The organism is Arthrobacter caoxuetaonis (genome assembly GCF_023921125.1).
In the GTDB taxonomy this organism is placed as follows: Bacteria; Actinomycetota; Actinomycetes; order Actinomycetales; family Micrococcaceae; genus Arthrobacter_B; species Arthrobacter_B caoxuetaonis.
Genome location: NZ_CP099467.1, coordinates 47,010 through 66,105 on the forward strand (window position 1 = coordinate 47,010; position 19,096 = coordinate 66,105).

Sequence of the window (19,096 nt, forward strand, 5' to 3'; positions counted from 1 at the left end):
TGTCCGGATCTTCTCATGGCAGCGCTCGAATGAGAATGCCCGCTAGGGATCCTTGCATTTAGGACCTGAGGGCCTGCAGGCCCCTGAGCACGCTCTTGTAGTTGGCGATCCCGCGGGCCAGGCAACTGCACGTGGTTCCCGAGGCATGGTGCTTGCCCGCGCATGCGACGTCCGGGCAGCCGCACGATGATCCCGCCCAGGAATGGTCCGGAGCCGTGAGGCTGAACCTCATCCAGTTGAAGGAACTCCACTCCTCGGCGGTCAGGCCGGAGGCTCCCAGTTCCTGCAGGGCTTCATTACTCAATTCGGGCATTGATCGAGCCTATCCCAGCAGGCGCTGCGGCCGGCCGAGCCTCATATCTACGCATGTCCCAGGGCAGAGAACTATGCCTATCGAAGGACACACCCTTGGCCTCCAATACCGAACGGATCCGGATCAACCTGCCCGCCGGCTTCCAGCCTGAAAAGCACACCAAGCAGGTCGAAAAGAAGATCGTCGAGAAGCACGGTGAGGGTTTCGAGATCGACTCAATCGAAACCGTCACCCGGCCGGATGGCTCCAGCGGCCTGGTCGCCGTAGCAACCCGGCAGGTCACCATCACCTCCGTCAGCCAGTCGGAGAACTCGAAGTCCAAGACGGTCCGCCTCACCCGCGGCACCAAGCCAAGCGACGGCGAGAAGATGGCCATAAAGCTGGCGGACCAGCACGGCGACGGGTGGGAAATGACCCGCTTCGAACCGTTCCTGGGCACAGCTGTCCTCACCAAGCTCTCTCCCGACGTCGCGCGCTGCCGCGGCGCCGTCTCCGTAGCCCTGGGCGTCAAGCCGTGGGAAGTGCAGGTCAAGCCCCGGCGCGACGGCGGATTCGACCTCGAGCTGCCCCGCCAGTACGTGCCCTCCAAGCACGAGTCCAAGCTGGAGGAAGTGGCCACGACCGTCGTCGGCAACGAGGGCTGGTACGTGAAGGTCGACGCCCGGAAACTCACAGCCTCCATCATCCCCTCCTCTCCCCCGACGTTCCCGGGCGCCATCCCGACGCCCATGGACGCCGTCGTGAAGTTCGACCACACGAGCAAAGAGACGTTCAAGATCCCGTTGGGAATGAAGCTGCCGGCCGCCGGCGAAACGGTCGGGGAAACGTTCTTCCTGGACATGAATGCCGGCGCACATGCCCAGCTTGGCGGCATCTCCGGCGGTGGCAAGACCGTACTGCTGAACTGCTACCTGGCCACGTGGCTGGCCAAGGGTGCCGAACTGGCAATCATTGACCTTCCGACCAAGAGCGCCGACTTCGAATGGTGCAAGGAGTATGTCCGGCCAGGCGGCTGGGGCTGCGCCTCCCCCGCACAGTCAGCAGTCGCCATCCGGCTCATCATGGAGGAAGGCGAACGCCGATCCGCCTACATCAAGTCCCACGGCGTGAATGACTGGAAGCTGCTGCCCAAGAACAAGGGCCTGAAGCCGCTGATCGTGATCGTCGATGAGCTCACCGGCCTCTTCGCGCTCGAAGCTGTGCCGAAGGCCGGCAAGGACGCCCCGCAGCTGCTCAAGGACATGGCCGAGGAGGCCCAGCGAACCAACCTGTACAAGGAGATCCTGAAGAACGGCATCAAGCGCGTCGCCGCCGAGCTTCGCTTCACCGGCGTCTTCCTGATGCTCGCCACCCAGGTCGCCTCGGCCAACACCGGCATTGAACCGGCCCTCCGCACCAACCTGCACCACAAGCTGCTCATGGGAGCCAAACCCACCGAAGGTAACCGCCGCCTGGTCTTCTCGGATCCGGACCGGGTTCCGCTCGTGCCGGAGAACGTCCGCACCGACGGCGCCGCTTCCCGCGGTGTGGGTTCCTCAGAGCCTGAAGGCGATGAGCCCTCGGTCTTCAAGTCCTACTACGCTGAGGTGACCCAGTACCGTGCCTGGCTGGAGAAGCTCGGGGTGCCCAAGACCGATCAGCCGGAGCCGACCAGGAAGCAGATGGCGCAGCTGGAGGACGCCTTCGAAACCGATGAGCCGGACACCACCGCCCAGCGGCGCGCAGCGATGAAGGACCCGATGGCCGAGATGATGGGCGTCTCGGGTCTCGATGAGAACGGCAGGCCGCTCAAGGGTGCCGCTCTGGCCGCCGCCCAGTCCAGGAAGCTCTCCAACATGGCTGCCAGGGCCTGAGTCCGGACAAGGGAAAGCCCCCGCGGGATTTCTCCTGCGGGGGCTTTCTCATGGGCTAGGCCGCCTGGCCAGTGCCCTTGCGGAACAGTCCGAACCCGGGTTTCGGGACTTCCTGCACCGGTTCGGGCTCTGCCGGCAGCGGTGCGTCGATGTCGAACATCACCTGCGGGCCCAGCTCGTCATCCTCGTCGTCGGGGCTGTCCGGTGCGGGGTCTGCATCCGGGGCTCCGAAGAGGGGCTGCTCCTGGATGACAGGAGGCTCAAGGTTGCCGAAGAACTCTTCGTCGGTCATTTCACCGGCTACCGGGGTTTCTTCGTGCGGTGGTGCTGCGTCCGCCTCAGGCACTTCATCCTCCGGGTCGAAGTCGGGGATCTCCAGGACCGGGGCGGCCGGGGCAACCGGCTCCTCAGCGCCCTCGCCTGCGGCGGGCTCCGGTGCTGCGGTGTCGCCGGCGGGGATGGCCATGGCGATGGCAATAATGTCCAGGGCTTCATCCAGCGGAGTGTCCGGGCTGTCTGCTGCGACGGCCTTGATGACGGCCAGCGCCTCGTTCCTGGCTGCAATCCGGGCAGCTTCGTCGCGGGCTTCCTTGGCATCCTCTTCATCGCGGATGCGCTGCTCGAGGCCTGTGATCTGGGTGTTCAAGCCCGTGAGCGTCTGGTGATAGGCGCTGCGGCGGTTCCGGGCATCCGCTTCGGCCTGTTCACGCCGGCGCACTTCCTCGCGCAGGGCCTCTTCCTTCTCGGTGAGGGTCTGCTCGCTGGCCGCCAGGTCGCGGCGCAGCTGGTCTGCTTCCCCGGCGTCGGGTGCCGCGGGGGCGGGCTCGGGCTGCTCAGGACGGGATTCCAGTTCCCGGCGGAGTTCACTGATGGTTTCACGGGCCTGCTCCAGCTCCGCCGGATCGGCGGCCGGCAGTACCGGGATGCCGGTTTCAGCTGCCCGGAGGGCTTCTGCCTTCTCCCCCAGTTCTGCGAGCAGGTCTGCGTTCACGCCGCGGAGCCGTGCTGCTTCACTTTCCGCTGCTGCAGTGCGGCGGGCGTGGTCCCTTTCGAATTCCAGGACTGCCGACTCGAGGCCGCTCACTCCGGTCACAACACTGTTGAGGAAAATATCCCTGCTGTTCCGGAAAACGGTGAGCGGGGAGAGGGGTTCGGTGGTCATCTGACTCCGTAGTCTGGGGGACGGCATACCATATCATTTTAGCGATTTTCACGGCAATGCACAGTGCCCACTATGACGCCAAAAAGCCCCGCCGAACGGGGTGTTCAGCGGGGCTTCAGATGGTATTGGCTAGCGGCCGGAAACTGCTTTCTCGGCAGTCGCCAGGACGCGCTGGTAGGTGGCGGCCTTCTCGGCGGTGGACTTCACCGAAGCCGTCTTGGCTGCCTTTTCGTCCGCAGCCTTTTTCTCAGCGGCGGCCTTCTCTTCAGCTGCAGTGTCCTTGGCCTCGGCTTCAGCTGCCTCGGCTGCAACACCGGGGTCAACCGCTGCTCCCGTGCTGGAATCCACCCAGGTGCCCGCGGCGTTCTGCGAGACGGCCCCGCCGGTGCCCGGGTTCACGTAGCCGGCATATCCGCCGCCGGTCTGGGCCGGGGGTGCGTAGTAGTTCTGCGCCGGAGGCGTGTACGTCTGTGCAGGCGGGTTATACGTCTGTGCCGGCGGATTGTAGACGGGGGCCGGCGGAGTGTAGGTCTGCGTCGGCGGCTGGTAGCCCGGAGTCGGACCGTAGTTGCCGCCGTTCTGGGCCGGAGGACCGGTCACGGTGCCGGGGCCGCTGCCACCGCCTCCACCATAATCTCCGCCACCGTTGCCGTTACCGCCGTCTGTGGCGGCCGGAATGCAGGTCTGTCCGCCGCCGCCAAGGTCGACCATGATCTGGCCAGGAGGACAGCTGAGTGCCTGGGCGGGTGCGGCACCGAGGATGAGCCCACTGCCGAGCAGGGCCATGGAGCCGGCCGTGGCCAGCGCGCGCTTCATAATCGTCTTCATAGCCAAGACCGTACATGAGAGAAAGGTTTCTGTCATTCAGGTCAAGCCGACGCGCCGGTTACTTGCCGTACGAATAGGTGACAACCATTTCTTCAGCGTTGGCGGCCAGGGTGCGTTCGGACAGATTCTCATTGGCCATGTGCACCCCGCTGATCGCTGCATTCCAGGCGGTCACATCGCTGGTGACGGTGATGAACGGGTCGTCCAGCCCTGCTGAACCCTGTTCGTCGAGGAAGGCACCCATGTGTTTGGTTCCCGCGATGAACGACGCCGTCTCAAGGATGGCTCCCAGGCCTGGCTTGACGACTTCTGCCGTGCCCGTGGGACCTTCGACCGACGCGAGCACTTCCTCCGTCGAGGCGAGGACGGTGACCGCCTTCTTGAAGTCGATGGCATCCGGGTTGACGCCGCCGGCTGTGAAAGCGCCAGACCAGCTTTCCCCGTCAGTGCTGGTGCCCAGCCACTTGGTGCCCTCCTCGAAGCCGAACCCTGAAGACAGAACCTCCGTGAAGGCCAGGGCCTTGTCGTTGTTTCCGTCGCCTGTCAGGGATACTGCTTCCCGGCCGGTGTTCATCCACATGGTGGCTTCGCCTTCACGGCGCTCCGGGTCGTAGGCTTCCAGCTCAAGGACGGACTCCTCGGGTGCCTTGTAGGTCGTCGTTGAGCTGCCGATAACCACGACGTCGCCTTCGACGGCCACTGATCTGTTGTCGGCGGCCGGCTGGTCCTTGAGCCATTCAGCCACCTCTTCGGCACCTTCACCGGTGGGCGATTCGATGTAGAAGAGGCGCAGCGGCAGCGCGAACGGTACCCCGTGGTCTTCGGGGTCCACGCTCCTGGAGTAGCCGATGTTCTCGATGTCCAGGCCCGCTGAGGCAGGATCCAGTTCCGGAAGCATCTTGTTCGGCTCATCCATAGGCGCAACCTTCTCCCACCACGATCCGGAGAACGGTGCGATCACCAGGGTGTCGGCGTCTGCGGGGACGAGGGCCGGGATGGAGGAAGCTGATGCTTCAACTGTCTTTCCTCCGGTAACCCACAGGCCCAGGGCCCCCGCAGCAACGGCTGCTGCTGCGAGGGCTGCTCCGGCGGCCAGCCGGCGGTTCCGCCTCTGCGAGGGGGTCAGGGCCATGTTTTCCTTCGGTCGTCCTGTCGGTGCCTTGCTCATCAGTTGGTGACCCAGCGCGGGCGATTGTGCTCGTTCACGGCCACACAGGTGGTACCTTCCACGTACCCGTAGCAGGGGTAGGTCGGCTCCTTCATGGCATTGCCACCCTGGCCCGCGGGTCCGCAGCCGATACCCTGCTGTGCCATCGCTACCAGCGAGAGCCGCAGCCGTGCCGAGTTCGGACCGCCGTTGCCGTTGGTCCAAAGGTCATGCCCGAAGGCGAAGCCCTTGTAGTAGGCGGTTCCGTTGCTGGTCAGGATTTCCCTGGCCACGCTGCCGGGGTTGACGGTGGTGCTGGAGGATTCGACCCAGCCCTTGTTGTCAGGGCTGATGTGCTCGAGTCCGCGGACGCTTACGCCCTTCCAGGCGCCGTAGCGGGGGGTGTGCTGGAAGTCGATGAGCTTGGCGGACACCAGCTGCGGAGCATTCCAGGCCGCGGTGGAGCAGACAACGATCTGCTTGCCTTCACGAGGCAGGTCGGCCGGGGTGGTGAAGCTGGCCCGGTTGTTCACTGTCCGCACGAGCCCGTTGGGGGCTTTTGCGCTCAGCTCATACCGGTAGGTGGCGCCCGGGGCTGCGATCTCGCTCCAGGTTCCGCCTGCCCCGCTGTTGATCGTCTTGGTCAGGTTCGCACCCGATGGCAGGCCCTTGGATGAGCCGGTGTTGTCATTGGCGAGGGATGCCCGCTTCAGGGTGAAGGTGCTCGCCCCTGCAGAGCGGGCCCAGGTCACCGTTGAGTAGCCGTTCTGGACTGCCCCGTAGGATGAACCGCCGATTTCGATGTTGCGCAGGTCGAGGTTGAACCGGTCGGCCTTGTTGCCGTTGGCGTCCCCCGCCCAGTCCAGGACAGCAAACTGACCCGGGTAGGTGTTGATGGTGACCTTCGCTTCGTCGCTCCAACCCTCCTTGGTGAAGGCTTCATTCCTGGACTTCGCCGAGTAGCCGATGGTGGCACCTTCGGCGTTGGCGATATTCGTCCAGTCCACCGTCGATTTGCCGGGCTTTTCGGTCATGGCGACGTCGTGAGCCTTGCCATCCTTGTACAGCTGGTAGCTGCAGGTCAGCTCGGTGCAGAACCTTGCCCCTGAACCGTTGCCGGCGTCAGCGTTGGGAACAACCGAGAACGATGCTGCGGGGCTCGACAGATCCGGCTGGCGGGTCACCTTCAGCACCGGGGCAGCAGGGCGCTGCGTGACCGGCTCCTTGGCTGAGAAATCGACGCTGAGACCGGTTCCGTTGTAAGCCTTGACGAAATACCAGAACTTGGTGCCCGGAGCAGCTTTCTCATTGAAGGATTCAGCCTGGACGCCCTTGGGCGCTTCGGCCGAGCAGCTCGTAACAAGGCAGGTGGCAACAACGTTTGTTCCCTGCGCTGCAACCTTCCAGACTGCGTAGCCGTCGGCGGAGTCAGCCTCGTTCCACAGGATTTTGTTGCTGCCTTCAAGGTCGCGCGTTCCGTTGGGTCCGGCGGGGACCATCTTAGGGATGGGCGGGAACTGCAGCTGGGCCTTCACGGCAGCCTTGGATGAGGCGCCCGATTCAGGGTTGGCGCTGGAGCGCACGTCGGTGACCACGGCCTGGGCAGCGTCGACTCCGCGGGGGCCGTTGTTCTTGGCCACCACGTAGTAGGCGTACTTGGTGCCGTACGCCGCCTTGTCCGTGTAGGTCAGGGCGGTCGTGGTGCCGACCTTGGTAGCCGTACCGGATGTCGCTTTGTTGGCGTAGCGCCAGATCTCGTAGCTGTTGGCTGTCGGCGACGCCTTCCAAGTCAGGATGTTCCTGCCCGTCGTGTTCTTGTCCGCACCGGTGCCGTATTCAGCCTTCGAGTTCAGGCCAGCGGGGGCCGCGGGGTGGGTGAGCGTCTGGATGGTGGTGGATTTGTTCGACTGGCCGGACAGTGCCGATGCCTCGACGTACCATTCGTAGCGTTTGCCCCAGCCTCCGCCGTCCCACGTGTAGGTGGTGGTGTTGGTTCCCGCGGTGAAACCGGGCGCCTGCAGGAACTGGGTCTTGCCGGCGATCGCTGCACCGGTGGAGGCGTTGACTTCGCGGTACTTCAGCTCGTATCCGGAAGCGCCGGGAACGGCACCCCAGCTGATGACGATGCGGGGCTGCTTCAGGGACGCGTGGGCTCCCGTGGACCAGCCGGTGCTTTCAGGGCTGGAGGGCAGCACGGAGGTGGCCTTCCAGGCCGGAGCAGCAATCTGTGCACGCCAGATGGCGGGGCGGCACCCGGATGAGAGGGTTCCGTCCGCAGCCTTCGTGTAGACGGTGTAGGTGACGGCGTCGCCGGCAGCAGCAGGGTTGGTGGTGTCCGTCCAGGTTCCGACGGTCTTGCCTGAAGCCACGTTCACGGTCGCAGCCGCGGCAGCATTGCGGTAAATGACGTAGTCCCGGTAACCGGGAACAACGGTCCAGCGGAGCACCGGCTTCGTCTTGTCGCGCTCATCGAAGGAAAGCACGGGGCAGAGCGGTGCGGCCGCGGCGCCGTCGGAGACACCACCGGTGCCGTTGCGCAGGGACGCCGAGGTGGCGTTCTCGGCAGTGCCGGCTGTTCCGACGCTGGCCTTGAGCTTGATGGCAATCCGCTTGATGGCGGTCGTGCCGCCGTCCTTTGCGCTCAGCGCAGGGCTCACGGACAGGGCGGTGCCGTCGACGCCGTAGTAGGTGAAGACAGCCGGGGCGTCGGCCTTCAGATCCGTTACGGAGACGCGGGTGACCTGCTTGCCGTCACCGTTGGGGGCTGCTGCTCCTTTGTTGGAGACGGCGATCCAGGCACCGGACGTGAACGGGTAGGCGTTCGCCGCCCCGGTCCAGGTCTGCTGGTAGAAGGTGGTGCCGCTCTTTACCCACCGGTTGATGACCTGCTCATCGGAGCCCGGCTCGCTCGAGGAGATGATGAGCTCGTTGGGCGCAGCGGTGAGGATGGTGCCGGCGACCTGCACGTGCTGGGAGGCCCGGTCCAGCGCCTGGGAGATGGAGGTGTTCTTCTCCTGGAGGGCAGCGTTGTTGGCGTTGTTCTTGTTCACGTTGACGAAGAACAGTGCCCCGCCGCCGAGCACGATGATGCCTACGGCCATGCCGATGAGGATCTCGGTCAGTACCGCGCCGCGGTCTTTGCCGCGCATTACCCTGTTCCTGAACTTATTCACTGCCATGTTCATCCTGTGTGCGGCTGAAGGGGCTTCCGCGTGATGTGTGGTTCCGCGGTCCCTCATCGGCGGGCGCCGGAGGGCTGCTTGTAGTCGATGAGGTACCAGACCTCGCTGTTGTAGGTGTCCCCGGGCTTGATGGCGGCGCTCCGGCCACCGAGGGGGCTGATGGGTTCACGGGCTGTGAAGCGGCCGGCGGCTTTCACGGTGTCGCAGGCCAGGGAGCCGGTGAAGGTGAGGCTCTTGGAAGTGGAGCGGAACTGTGCTGCGTCGCTGTTGACGACGGTGCGGCAGGTTCCGTTCGGCGCATAGATGAACGTGTTGCTGACGGTCAGTGAGGTGCCGGCAGAGTCTTCAGTCCTGAAGTCGACCCCTCCCTTCGTGTAGATGTTCAGGCCGGCGGTGGCTGCACCGGTGATGTTGGCTTTGATGGTGGTGGCCCCGTTGACGAACGCGTTGAAGGCCCCGGACCCGAGGATCGTCGTGGGGACGTCGAACGTCATGGTCGAGTAGCAGCCGGTGTTGCCGTTGGCGACGAGGACGCCGCCGTGCTCGGAGGCAATCCAGGGCACGAGGGTCGCTCCCCCGCACCGGTTGATGTTGTCGTCGATGAACTTGGAGTCCAGCTTCAGGCCGGCCGGGATCCGGGAGGACGGGGACAGGACCGAGCGGGACGCTTCCGTGCCGTACAGCAGGTAGGTTGCCCCGTTCTTCGCGCTGGTACCGGAAGCCAGGGTCATGACCGGCTTGTCCTTCAGCACTCCGACGCGGCCGTCGACGAACTTGGTGTCGGCGCTAATTCCGATGCCGTTCTGCATGGTGATGAACCGGCCCAGGGCAACATGCCTGAACGCGGTTTCCGGTGAGACCTCGTAGGTGAGCTGGTCAGCTGCCCGGGAGGTGAAGCCGCCGACAAGCAGTGCACCGGCCTTCACTTCAACCTTCCGGGTGGTGCCGCGGTAGGTGCCTTCGGCGTGGATGACCGTGCTCCTGGGCCCGGTGGCAGCGATCGGCTCCAGGTACCAGTTCCAGTCCTTGACGCCGTCACCGTCCTCGTCCTTGGTGCTGTACGCACGCGATGACGCGGTCGGCTTGGTCGCGGTTGGCTTCTCGTTGAGCTGGTAAATCGCTTCCTGAACGGCCCGGTCAGCAAGCTGGCCTGCCTGGCCGAAGTCCTTGTTCAGGGTTGAGCTCATGATGGAACGGCCGGTGGTGGAGACCATGGCGTAAGTCGTTCCGGAGATCAGGACGAGGAGGATGAGCGTGGACATCATGATGACGCCGCGGTCCTTGGCGCCCTTCTGCCGCATGGTGCGGAGGCGCTCGATCATGCGTGCCTTCATCGGTGCTTCACCACCCCTCCCTTTTCTGTCCACGTGTAGTAGCCGCCCTGGTAGTTCTGGCGCACGACCCCGTTCCAGATGTATTCATCGGAAAGCGGGAAGCCCATGGGGCCCCGTTCGTAGTCCTGTGCAGCCCAGGCGGAGCGGATGGCGCCGACACTGGCGTACCCGGTTGCCGTTGCCGGATTCCAGAGGATGGCTCCGCCCTGGAAGTTCTGGTAGGCCCAGCCCTGCTTCAGCCCATAGACCTCATCGGAGGTCGGGTAGCCAAGCTGTCCGTCCTCGCGCCCCATCGAGATCCACTTGGCACCGATGCCGGCAAGGCTGTGGAAGGCACCTGTGGAGGGGCTCCAGTAGATGTATCCGAGTTCAAACCGCTGGCTCTTGCCGCCGCCCTTCAGCCCGGTGACTTCATCTCCGAGAGGGTAGCCGAGGCCCGAGGCGTGGCCGCCCAACGCCAGGTGCTTGACGCGGATCGGTCCGTCAATGTTGGCGAAGGCGCCGTAGGAGGGGTGCCAGAGGATAGCCCCTTTTTCGTACAGCCGGTATTTGCCGCCCTTGACACTGGACACTTCTGCACCTGTCGCCTCGCCAAGGACCTTGGCACCGTTCATGAGTTCGTACTTCCAGCCGATCGGCGTGGTTGGGGCGGTGACTGCAGCGCTGTTGCTCCAGCCGGAGGACGCAACCCCGTTGTCGGCACGGACGCGTACTGTCACCAGAGCGTTGCCCTTGGCCGCGATGGTCGCCGAGTTCGTCTTCGATGCGGCCTGCAGGACCTGCCAGGCGCCTGTGCCGTACTTGTACTCGACCCGGTAGGAGGCGGCGAAGTTCACTGCCGGCCAGGTGAATGAAGCAGATTCGGTGGCCGGCGCCAGCTTTCCGGTGACGACCGGGGCGGCCGGCAGATTCGGGAGGGTCACGGACCCGGTAGCAGACCAGGCCGAGGAACCAGCAGGGCCAATGGAGCGGACGCGAAGCTTCAGGGTGTTGCCGCCGACTCCGGTAATGGTGGCCGAACGGGTCGTGGTGCTTGCGCTGACGACCGTCCAGGCACCGGAGTTGATCTGCTTCTCGACCCGGTAGGCGGTTGCCCTTACAGCGGCCGGCCAGGTGAACGTAGCGCTCGTGTGGCTCTCTGCCTTGCCCGTGAGGACGGGGACCCCGGGCAGCTCTTCAATCTTGACGGCCACGATGGCTGAGTAGGGGCCGCTGATGGAGTACAGGTTCGCCTTCACCCGCGCTTCGACCTTGTTGCCGGCTGCAGCACCCACGGAGAGCGTGCGGCCGGTCTGGGCGCTGTTTACGACGGTCCAGGTCCCGCCGTTGATGCGCTGTTCCACCCAGTACGAGGTTGCCGTCGGGACAGCGGGCCAGGTGAATTCGGCGTTCAGGACATTCTTGACCGTTCCGGTGACTACCGGCATGGCAGGGGGCACCGGAAGGTTCACGGTGACGACGGGGCTGTAGTAAGACTCCCCTGTCGGGCCCGCAGACTTGATCTTCATTTCGACCTTGTCGCCGTACGCGCCGTCGATCAGGGCGGTGCGCAGGGAGCCGCCGTAGTTCTTCGTGACCCAGCCGCCGCCGTTGATCCGGTACTGGATGGTGTAGGCGTCAGCCCCCGCAACAGCGTTCCAGCTTGCCTTGGCTTTGGGACCTTCGTAGACGATTGCCCCAGTCAGCGCCGGGATGGCCGGAGGGTCCTGTACAGGAGCCTCGCTGGCGGAACGGACCTTGGAGGGGGCAGCCTCACCGATGCCGGGGGTGATGATCGTGCTTTCGCGGCGGCTGTGGGCTGAGCCGGCGTCCCCTTCGTTGTCGCGCCATGAGACGTCGACGACGACGAGTTTCGTGCCGAACTGGGATGTTCCGCCGGGCTTGTCCTGCCATCCGACGGCGGTCTTCACGGTGACGTTCAGGCCGCGGAGGGTCTTCGTGCTGGTGGCATCGAGTGCGTCAGTGCTCTCGTAGACGGCAGTGGCGCCGGAAGCGAGCAGGCCGGTTGCAGGTGCGGTCTTCGTGCCGAGCTTGGACCACGTGGTGGCGCGGGCGGTTTCGAAGATGTCCTGGGTGACCTGGGTGGCGATGGAGTCGTTGACGGCGGTGCGCTGGGTGATGGTGGCGCTGGTGGCCGCGGCCGTGTACCCGAGGGTCAGCACGGAGATGATCCCCAGGGACACGATGGCTTCGAGCAGCACCGAACCCCTGTCCTTCTTCCGGGGGAATCCCCTGAACCTCTTCACGGCGGGCCTCTAGTCGTTCAGCTGGGTGACGGGGGTGAACAGGGTGGCCTCGCTGGAGGCGAACCGGATGAAGTCGCCCCACCCAGCCGGGCTGCGGTCCTGGATGCTGGAGCGGGAGGGCAGCGACTTGAGCAGTGCGATACCTGTTCCGGCAACTACAGCGTCAATATCTGCTGGGGTGGATGTTCCTGCTGTCATCAGGCGGGCACTCTCTATTCGTCTTGCGGGAACCTCTGAGGGGAGGCGGCCGAAGCCGCCTCCCCAGGTGATTACTTCGGTGCGATCACAAGGCCGGGGGTCGTGCCCGTGGACTTGTAGATGACCGTGTAGTTGGTCACGCCGGGGTTCGTTCCGACGATCTTGAAGCCGTAGCCGTTGGCGCCTGCTGCGGCGTCAGCACCGGCCTCGGTGAGCAGGGATCCGACCAGGGTCGTGTCCGTGCTGCGCTTGGAGTCGGCGACGGAAGCGGTGACGCCGGGCAGCTTGTAGGTTGCCTTGCCGGTCAGGGAGTAGTCGGATTCAACGAGCAGCGCTGCGTTGGAGACTTCACCGGCCAGGTTCTGTACCGCGGCACGTTCGAAGAACTTGCCGAACTGGGGCAGGATGGCCAGCGCCAGGATGGCGATGATTGCCATGGCGGCCATGATTTCGATGAGCGAGAAGCCGCCGTCGGTGCGGGCTTCCGCTTCCGGGTTCTTGCGGCCGAGCGCGCGGGCCCGGAGCTTGGCCGGGTCTAGGGTCAGGGTGGAGCTGGTCAACGGATAGCCCTCTTTCAAGGTTGGTTGCGGGTCTGCATCACTGCGGGCCCTCACGAACTGCCCGCAACCTGTTCCATGCGTAGATTCCGGGGAAACGGTGAGCACCGCTCCCCCGGAATCAGTCAGTTACTTCGGGGTGATGACCAGACCCGGGGTCGCTCCGATGGAGGTGTAGGTCACCGTGTAGTTGGTGACGCCCGGGTTGGTGCCGGTGATCCGGTAGCCGTAACCGGGGTTGGTGCCGCTCGCTGCGGTGCCGTCCGCCTTCAGGGTTGTCGCTGACAGGGTGGTGTCGGTGCTCTTCTTGGAGTTGGCCACCGAGGCGCTGACACCTGCGGCGGAGTACGTGGACTTGCCGGTCAGGGAGTAGTCGGATTCAACGAGCAGCGCTGCGTTGGAGACTTCACCCGCCAGGTTCTGTACGGCGGCCCGCTCGAAGAACTTGCCGAACTGGGGCAGGATGGCCAGCGCCAGGATGGCGATGATTGCCATGGCGGCCATGATTTCGATGAGCGAGAAGCCGCCGTCAGTGCGGGCTTCCCCGTCTTTGTCCTTGCGTCCGAGCGCGCGGGCCCGGAGCTTGTGCGGATCTAGGGTCAGGGTGGAGGTGGTCAACGGAAGCAACCTCTTTCAAGATGGGCCGTGGCTGGAAGCAGAGCTGCGGACCGCCTGGCTGTACCCGCCCGCGCCTGAGTACATGCGCAGCTTTTCCCCGGCCTCTCCCCGCTAGTAGGGGGAGACGATGTCGCCCATCGAGAAGTACGGCAGGTAGACGGCCAGGGCGATGATCAGGACCATGACCGCGATGCCGATGAGGAAGATCGGCTGGATGAGGGCTTCCATGTTGTTGGTCGTGGCGTCAGCGTCACGCTCGTAGAGCCGGCCGACGGCGCGCAGGGACTTGGCCATGCCGCCGGTTTCTTCAGCGATCGCCATGAACTGGATGAGCAGCTTCGGGAAGAGCGGCTCCTTGGACAGTGGCTCGACGATGGATTCGCCGCGGAGCTTGCCGTCACGGGCCGCCAGGATGGCCTTCTCCATGGCGACGTTGCCGACAGATCCTGCGGTGATCGTCAGTGCCTGGATCTCGTGGACCCTGTTTTCGGTCAGGGACGCCAGGACGGAGCAGAACTTGGCGAGGGCGATCTTGCGGAAGAGCCCGCCGAAAATGGGCAGCTTGAACTTCAGCGGGTCGATGAACTCGCGGACTTTCTGCTCCTGGGAGTTCCTGCGGTACCAGATGCCGGCGATGATGCCGGTGATGACGACCGTGGGCACGGCCCAGATCATCTGGTCGGAAGCCGCCATGACCATCTGGGTGATTTTCGGCAGTTCCGCGGTTCCGCCGGAGAGCTCGTCGTAGAGTCCGCCGAACTTGGGGACGACGTACATCATCATGAAGACGAAGATCGCGGCGCTGAGCACCAGGATCACCATCGGGTACGTCATGGCTTTCTTCAGCTTCGCGCGCTGGTCATCCGCTGCCTCGAGATCATCGGCGGCCTGCGCGGCGGCCTTGGCCACGAAGCCGCCCTCTTCGCCGGCGTGAAGGGTCTCGGTCATCAGCTGCGGGAAAATGTACGGGTACTGGGCCATGGCCTCGGACATCTTCATGCCTTCGGCACCCATGTCCTTGGACACCTGCGCGAGGCCGTAGGCCAGGACCGGGTCCTCGATTTCCCCGCCGCCGGCAACTGCGTCGATGGAGGCGCGGTCGTCCATGCCGACTTCCAGGCACAGGGAGAGCTGCCGTGAGGCGGCCACCAGGGACCGCTGTTTCGGGCGTGCTTTCTTGCCGACGGTCGGCAGGCCGGACTCACGCACTTCAATGATGGACTCGTAGCCGTCCATCCTGGTGAGCTTGGCGATGAGCGCTGCCCGGGACGGGTAGGAGGCCTTGCCTGATTCGGTTTTACCGCCGGCTAGCTTCACCCGGTAGAAGTACTCGATGTTCTTGGGCTTTCCCGGCGCCTCGGCTGTGGTGGTCAATGAAGCTCCCTGATGCTTGGCATCCGGCAGGAGTGCTTCCCGCCGGGCAGATGTCAGGGATGGACATGCGTAGACGGACGCGTCCCGCGCACCGCCCCCGCGACGGGCTGCCTACGCATGTTCCAGGGCAGGGTCCGCACCGGATCCGGCTACGAAGGAGAAACCATGGACGGACATTTGAGCATCGCCGAAGACACCAGCATCCCGTGGGAGCTGGTGGTCATTGCGCGCGGACCGGCGGGAAGCACCGTGCACCTGGCGTTCCAGGACGGCGCCGCCGAGGCACGGAAGGTGGAGTTCTATTCAGCCCGGGAGGCATCGGCGGCGTGCGTCATCCTGGCCTCTGCCAAGGATCAGAACGAGGCAGCCACCCTGCAGGGGCTTCCAGGGCTGAAAGAGGTCCGGCGGGCAGGGATCTAAAGGACGCCCAGCAGCCCGGTCACGACCAGGGCAGCAACCAGCACGCCAGCAAGGATCCGGACGGCGGCGGGCTGTTTCGGGGCAGTGAATTCGGCTGCAGCGTCGCGGCGCTGGTTCTGGACCTGGATTGCCCGGTTCTTGGTCTTCAAGCTGTTCCTTTCATCCGGTACCCGCCGTTCGGCCGGACCATACCGGGACATGCGTAGACCGGGGCCGGGAAGCGTTCGGGCCATCCGCCCGGGCCGTGAACCGGGCAGAGAAAAGGCCCTGTCCGCACACATAGAAGTAGTGCGGAACAGGGCCTCAAACAACTCGACTGAGGTACTGGAAACGGTGAGACTTTACCCTTCTGCCGCACACATAGAGAGTGTCAGGTACACCGGCGAAAGGGATGGTTATGAACTACTTCTTGGAGTCAGCAGAAGCTTCGGCAGATGCGGACGGGGAAGCAGTTTCAGAGGCATCAGCTTCCGGAGCCTGCGGGAACGCGATGAGCCAGGAGCCGTCGCGGAAGACCAGGTCATTGACCTCATCAGCCAGTTCAGCAGAGTTGGCCACAGCCTTGTCGCCGGACTTCACGGAGATAGCCTCAACAGGCACAGAAGCCTTGCGGTCCTTGACGACAATCTTGGACTCATCCACGGCAATCGAAAGCTCAGCCTTGGGGTCCAGGACCTTTACAAGCGCAAAGTCCGCCATTGCAGCGGCAACGTCAGAAACCTTCGCCTCCGGATCGGTGAGCTGAACAGCCTCGGAGAAGGTCTTCTCATCGGCGTCATCCGGGAAGGCAGCAGCAATCTCGTCTGAAGTGGTCGCCTCGAAGAACTTCTCGATGGTCTCCGCAGCCTTGGCCGGCGTGAGCTGAGCCTTCTCCTCTGCAGCTGCAGCGGTCGACTCCTTGGAGGGTTCCTCAGCTCCGCCGCAGGCGGTGGCACCGAAGAGCAGGCCGGCGGACAGCACGATCGTGCCGAGGTACTTCGATGCGTTCTTCATGTCGTTTCCTTAGTTTGTCAAGTCGTTGGTGTTGTTTGACAAGCTACGTGAGAGAAATGACGTAAAGCAAGCTGACGTGTACCTTTTTGCGTCATGTTGGTGTAAGGGGGTTAGCCCTCAGCGCCCTCACCGGCGGCCGCGGCATCTGCGGCCCCACCCTCGACAGCACCCTCAGCGGCATCCTCTTCAGCGGCCTTTGCCTGCTCCGGTGTGGCCAGCGGCGCGACGAAGAACGAGTCAGCCGTGATGCTCAGGTTCGCGTTCGAACCCTCACCGTCGAAGCCGAAAGTCTTGATGAGGATCGGGCGGTCCAGCTGCTCAAGCTTCTCCATGAAACGCTGCAGCGCTGCCGGATCCCCCTGGGCGTTGATGGTCAGTCCCACCATGGCAACAGTCGAACCTTCAAGATCCTCCGGAGCGATTTCCACCGGAGCCTCAGACTGGACGGATTCAAGGGCCGCATCGACATCGGCTTCACCGGTCTCGACACCCGCATTACCCTCCGCAGCTGCTTCAGGCGGGGCGATCATCGCTACCGACGGAACCGCGGGGTTCAGGGTCGTCAGCTTCACCCCAGCCTCGTCGGCTGCCTTGGTAATAGCCGCCACCAGCTCCTTCTGGGATGAGCCGGGCGGGAAAGCAGCATTGAAATCAGCCACCCGGCCTTCCAGGTCGCCGATGTTCGCAGCGTTCTCCTGCAGGATGGCCTTCTTCACAGCCAGTGCCTCGTTGGAAGCGGCAACCGTGGCGGTCTGGTCTTCCAGCGCCTTGGTGTCATTGAGCTTGGGCACGAAGAACATCAGGTAGGCAAGGAAGACCAAGAACGCTGCCACTGCTGCGGCTACGACGTAGGGTGCGATGTGGCGGGACTGTGGCTTCACTGGGCCGGCTCCTCGATGGTTTCGGCGGCCGCCGGGGCAGGCACCTGGCTAATGGAGTCGAGCTCCTCGTCTGTCGGGCGGAACTTCTCGCCCTTGAAGCTGAATGCCTTATCCGTGTATCCGATGTGGAGCTTGAACTGGGCATCCCCCTCATCTCCGGCAGCGGACTCGGTGACGTACGGGTCGGTCAGGAATTCCTTGGAGGATCCCAGCGAAGCTGCCAGTGTTCCGACGTCGGCGATAGTAGGCAGGTGGCCGCCTACTTCGAGGCAGCCCACGGACACGGACGGCGCGAACAGGTCGCTGCTCGGGCATGCATCCGCGGACTCGGCCTTCGTGATGGTCGTGAACACGGCGTTGACCGTATTCGCATCGTTGAGCGCCTTGATGACCTTCGAGTACGTCATGTCGTGCTCGAGGATGCCGGCGACCGCACTCTTCTGCTTGATGAACCCGTCGTAGTAGTTCTGGAATGCCGAATGCTCCTCCAGGAAGGCGGTGTGTTCGGCTGTCACCGCGTTGGCTGCATCCAGGTCGGACTGGGCTGCAGCTGTCCCGGAGGCCACCGAAACGTACGCGACAGCTGTGAGACCGAGGATTCCGGCTGCCATCAGTGTTGCCTTCCGGGTTGCCCGGCGCCGTGAGCGTGCCCCGCGGATCTTGTCCGGCAGGAACATCAGTGACGGGCGGGTGCTGTCCGGCCATGCTGCTGCCGCTGCCGCCTTGTCCGGCTTGGGTACCTTCGGCGCTGCCGGAGGCTTCGGGGCTTTGGCCGCCGGCGGGGCCTTTACCTTCACGGGCTTGGCCGGCTTCGGAGGCTTTGGTGCCTTCGCCCTGGGTGCTTTCGGGGTTTTCTTTTCGGGTGCCATCAGGCTGTTGCTCCCATCGCCAGGCCGACTGCGGCCGTGTAATCGGCGCTAAGCACCGGACCGAGGTAGTACCGTGCAGGGTCCCCCTGGATGGAGGGGTCGAACTTTCCGATGACCGTGCTGATGCCCAGTGAGTCCTGGACCGCTTCACGCAGGCCGTGCAGCAGCGCGCCGCCGCCGATCAGTGTGATGCCCGCCAGGGATGCCGGGGACTTGCGCAGGTCCAGGTAGGACTGGATGGCGCCGCGGATAGCTCCCGTGGCCGTGAAGCAGTAGTCGTCAACGGCCCGGCGGACCCGGTAGTCACGGGAGAAGACGACCTTTTCGCGGCTGATGCGCTCGGTGTCTTCGTCCTGGATGGCTTCGGCGATCTCGAGGCTGGCTGCTTCGCCGGCGGCTCCGGTCTGGAGGGTAAGCGAGTAGGGCTTGCCGTTGTCGTGGATGAGCACCGACAGGGCGTCCCTGCCGACGTCGACGATGACGTCCAGATTGTCGGCCGGCCGGTGCACCTTCCCCAGGGCGCGCAGCGAAGCCAGTCCCGACAGGTCAGCGCCCGAGGGATTCAGTCCGGCCTTCTGGAGGATCTCGACCTGGGTGTTCACCAGCTTGGAGGTCACTCCGCACAGCAGCACGTCCAGCCGGCGCTTCTCTGTGGCGGGGTCAGTGAATTCGTCGAAGACCACCGCGTCGATGATGACGTCCTCCGGTGCTCCGACGAGCAGGGACGGGTCAGCAATGATGTCGAACGCGATCGCGGAGTGGAAATCCCGGGGTGCGTGCCAGGGCGCGCTGGCCCGGTTCACGAAGATGTCGTCGACGGAGTTCAGTCCCATGACAGCGTCGCGGGTCGTGAACTTCTCTGTCGAGAGGAGGGTCTTCAGCTCCGCGGCAATGTTGCCGGCAGCCTTCGGATCCGGTGCACCGTCAACGATCTGGCCGGGCTCCAGCGGCATGTACGCCTGCTTGAGGACCGTGGAGATTCCTTTGACGGTCCGGACTTCGGCGAGCTTGATGCCCGATGACCCGAAGTCGATACCGATGACGCTGTCGGCCAAGGAGATGCCCCTCTTTCGTGTGGACGTAGGTGTGCTCGGCCAGGGACATGCGTAGATTCCACGGCT

18 protein-coding genes are annotated in these 19,096 nt (G+C 64.4%); 2 read left to right on the forward strand and 16 right to left on the reverse strand.

The features are described 5' to 3' along the window. Positions 1-58: 58 nt before the first annotated feature. Positions 59-313 (reverse strand): hypothetical protein, encoded by a 255-nt coding sequence (locus tag NF551_RS16780; RefSeq protein ID WP_227897256.1) that lies wholly within the window; start codon positions 311-313, stop codon positions 59-61. 95 nt (positions 314-408) lie between these two features. Here NF551_RS16780 and NF551_RS16785 point away from each other — a divergent pair, with 95 nt between their 5' ends. Continuing rightward, on the forward strand, positions 409-2,166 hold the full coding sequence (locus NF551_RS16785; RefSeq protein WP_227897255.1) for a cell division protein FtsK: 1,758 nt from the start codon (positions 409-411) through the stop codon (positions 2,164-2,166). A 55-nt stretch (positions 2,167-2,221) separates the two neighbouring features. Here NF551_RS16785 and NF551_RS16790 read toward each other — a convergent pair whose 3' ends face one another. The 10 genes from NF551_RS16790 to NF551_RS16835 all read right to left on the reverse strand — a co-directional run bounded on the left by NF551_RS16790 (position 2,222) and on the right by NF551_RS16835 (position 14,812). Further along, complete coding sequence (locus tag NF551_RS16790; protein ID WP_227897254.1) at positions 2,222-3,328, reverse strand: hypothetical protein; 1,107 nt, start codon at positions 3,326-3,328, stop codon at positions 2,222-2,224. A gap of 129 nt (positions 3,329-3,457) precedes the next feature. Beyond that, entirely contained in the window at positions 3,458-4,156 is a 699-nt protein-coding gene (locus NF551_RS16795) for a hypothetical protein (RefSeq protein ID WP_227897253.1), read from the reverse strand. A 58-nt stretch (positions 4,157-4,214) separates the two neighbouring features. Beyond that, a complete protein-coding gene (locus NF551_RS16800) occupies positions 4,215-5,288 on the reverse strand; it encodes a hypothetical protein (protein ID WP_227897252.1) in 1,074 nt (357 codons plus the stop codon). A 35-nt stretch (positions 5,289-5,323) separates the two neighbouring features. Continuing rightward, entirely contained in the window at positions 5,324-8,452 is a 3,129-nt protein-coding gene (locus tag NF551_RS16805) for a hypothetical protein (protein ID WP_227897251.1), read from the reverse strand. 86 nt (positions 8,453-8,538) lie between these two features. Beyond that, positions 8,539-9,807 (reverse strand): hypothetical protein, encoded by a 1,269-nt coding sequence (locus tag NF551_RS16810; RefSeq protein WP_227897250.1) that lies wholly within the window; start codon positions 9,805-9,807, stop codon positions 8,539-8,541. An 8-nt stretch (positions 9,808-9,815) separates the two neighbouring features. Beyond that, positions 9,816-12,065: a hypothetical protein gene (locus NF551_RS16815; RefSeq protein ID WP_227897249.1), complete on the reverse strand. Its 2,250-nt coding sequence runs from the start codon at positions 12,063-12,065 to the stop codon at positions 9,816-9,818. Positions 12,066-12,074: 9 nt separating this feature from the next. After that, complete coding sequence (locus NF551_RS16820; RefSeq protein WP_227897248.1) at positions 12,075-12,263, reverse strand: hypothetical protein; 189 nt, start codon at positions 12,261-12,263, stop codon at positions 12,075-12,077. A gap of 71 nt (positions 12,264-12,334) precedes the next feature. Then, positions 12,335-12,823, reverse strand: a complete 489-nt coding sequence (locus tag NF551_RS16825; RefSeq protein ID WP_227897247.1) for a prepilin-type N-terminal cleavage/methylation domain-containing protein — start codon at positions 12,821-12,823, stop codon at positions 12,335-12,337. Positions 12,824-12,949: 126 nt separating this feature from the next. Further along, the gene (locus NF551_RS16830) at positions 12,950-13,438 is read right to left on the reverse strand and encodes a prepilin-type N-terminal cleavage/methylation domain-containing protein (protein ID WP_227897246.1); all 489 of its coding nucleotides are present in this window, start codon (positions 13,436-13,438) and stop codon (positions 12,950-12,952) included. Positions 13,439-13,549: 111 nt separating this feature from the next. Next, positions 13,550-14,812 (reverse strand): type II secretion system F family protein, encoded by a 1,263-nt coding sequence (locus tag NF551_RS16835; protein WP_227897245.1) that lies wholly within the window; start codon positions 14,810-14,812, stop codon positions 13,550-13,552. A 165-nt stretch (positions 14,813-14,977) separates the two neighbouring features. On the opposite strand from NF551_RS16835, the gene NF551_RS16840 reads away from it, so the two are divergent. Continuing rightward, complete coding sequence (locus NF551_RS16840) at positions 14,978-15,232, forward strand: hypothetical protein (RefSeq protein ID WP_227897244.1); 255 nt, start codon at positions 14,978-14,980, stop codon at positions 15,230-15,232. On the opposite strand, the gene NF551_RS16845 is transcribed toward NF551_RS16840, so the two are convergent. The 5 genes from NF551_RS16845 to pilM form a co-directional block, all read right to left on the reverse strand. Next, positions 15,229-15,381 (reverse strand): hypothetical protein, encoded by a 153-nt coding sequence (locus NF551_RS16845; protein ID WP_227897243.1) that lies wholly within the window; start codon positions 15,379-15,381, stop codon positions 15,229-15,231. The two genes, NF551_RS16840 and NF551_RS16845, sit on opposite strands and share 4 nt — an antisense overlap. 253 nt (positions 15,382-15,634) lie before the next feature. Then, on the reverse strand, positions 15,635-16,225 hold the full coding sequence (locus NF551_RS16850; protein ID WP_227897242.1) for a hypothetical protein: 591 nt from the start codon (positions 16,223-16,225) through the stop codon (positions 15,635-15,637). 110 nt (positions 16,226-16,335) lie between these two features. Then, positions 16,336-17,106, reverse strand: coding sequence for a hypothetical protein (locus NF551_RS16855; protein WP_227897241.1), 771 nt, complete (start codon positions 17,104-17,106; stop codon positions 16,336-16,338). Continuing rightward, positions 17,103-17,975 (reverse strand): hypothetical protein, encoded by an 873-nt coding sequence (locus NF551_RS16860; protein ID WP_227897240.1) that lies wholly within the window; start codon positions 17,973-17,975, stop codon positions 17,103-17,105. Before NF551_RS16860 ends, NF551_RS16855 begins: the two co-directional genes overlap by 4 nt. Next, the gene (gene pilM / locus NF551_RS16865; protein WP_227897239.1) at positions 17,975-19,030 is read right to left on the reverse strand and encodes a pilus assembly protein PilM; all 1,056 of its coding nucleotides are present in this window, start codon (positions 19,028-19,030) and stop codon (positions 17,975-17,977) included. The genes NF551_RS16860 and pilM overlap by 1 nt, the downstream gene beginning before the upstream one ends. Positions 19,031-19,096 lie beyond the last annotated feature (66 nt).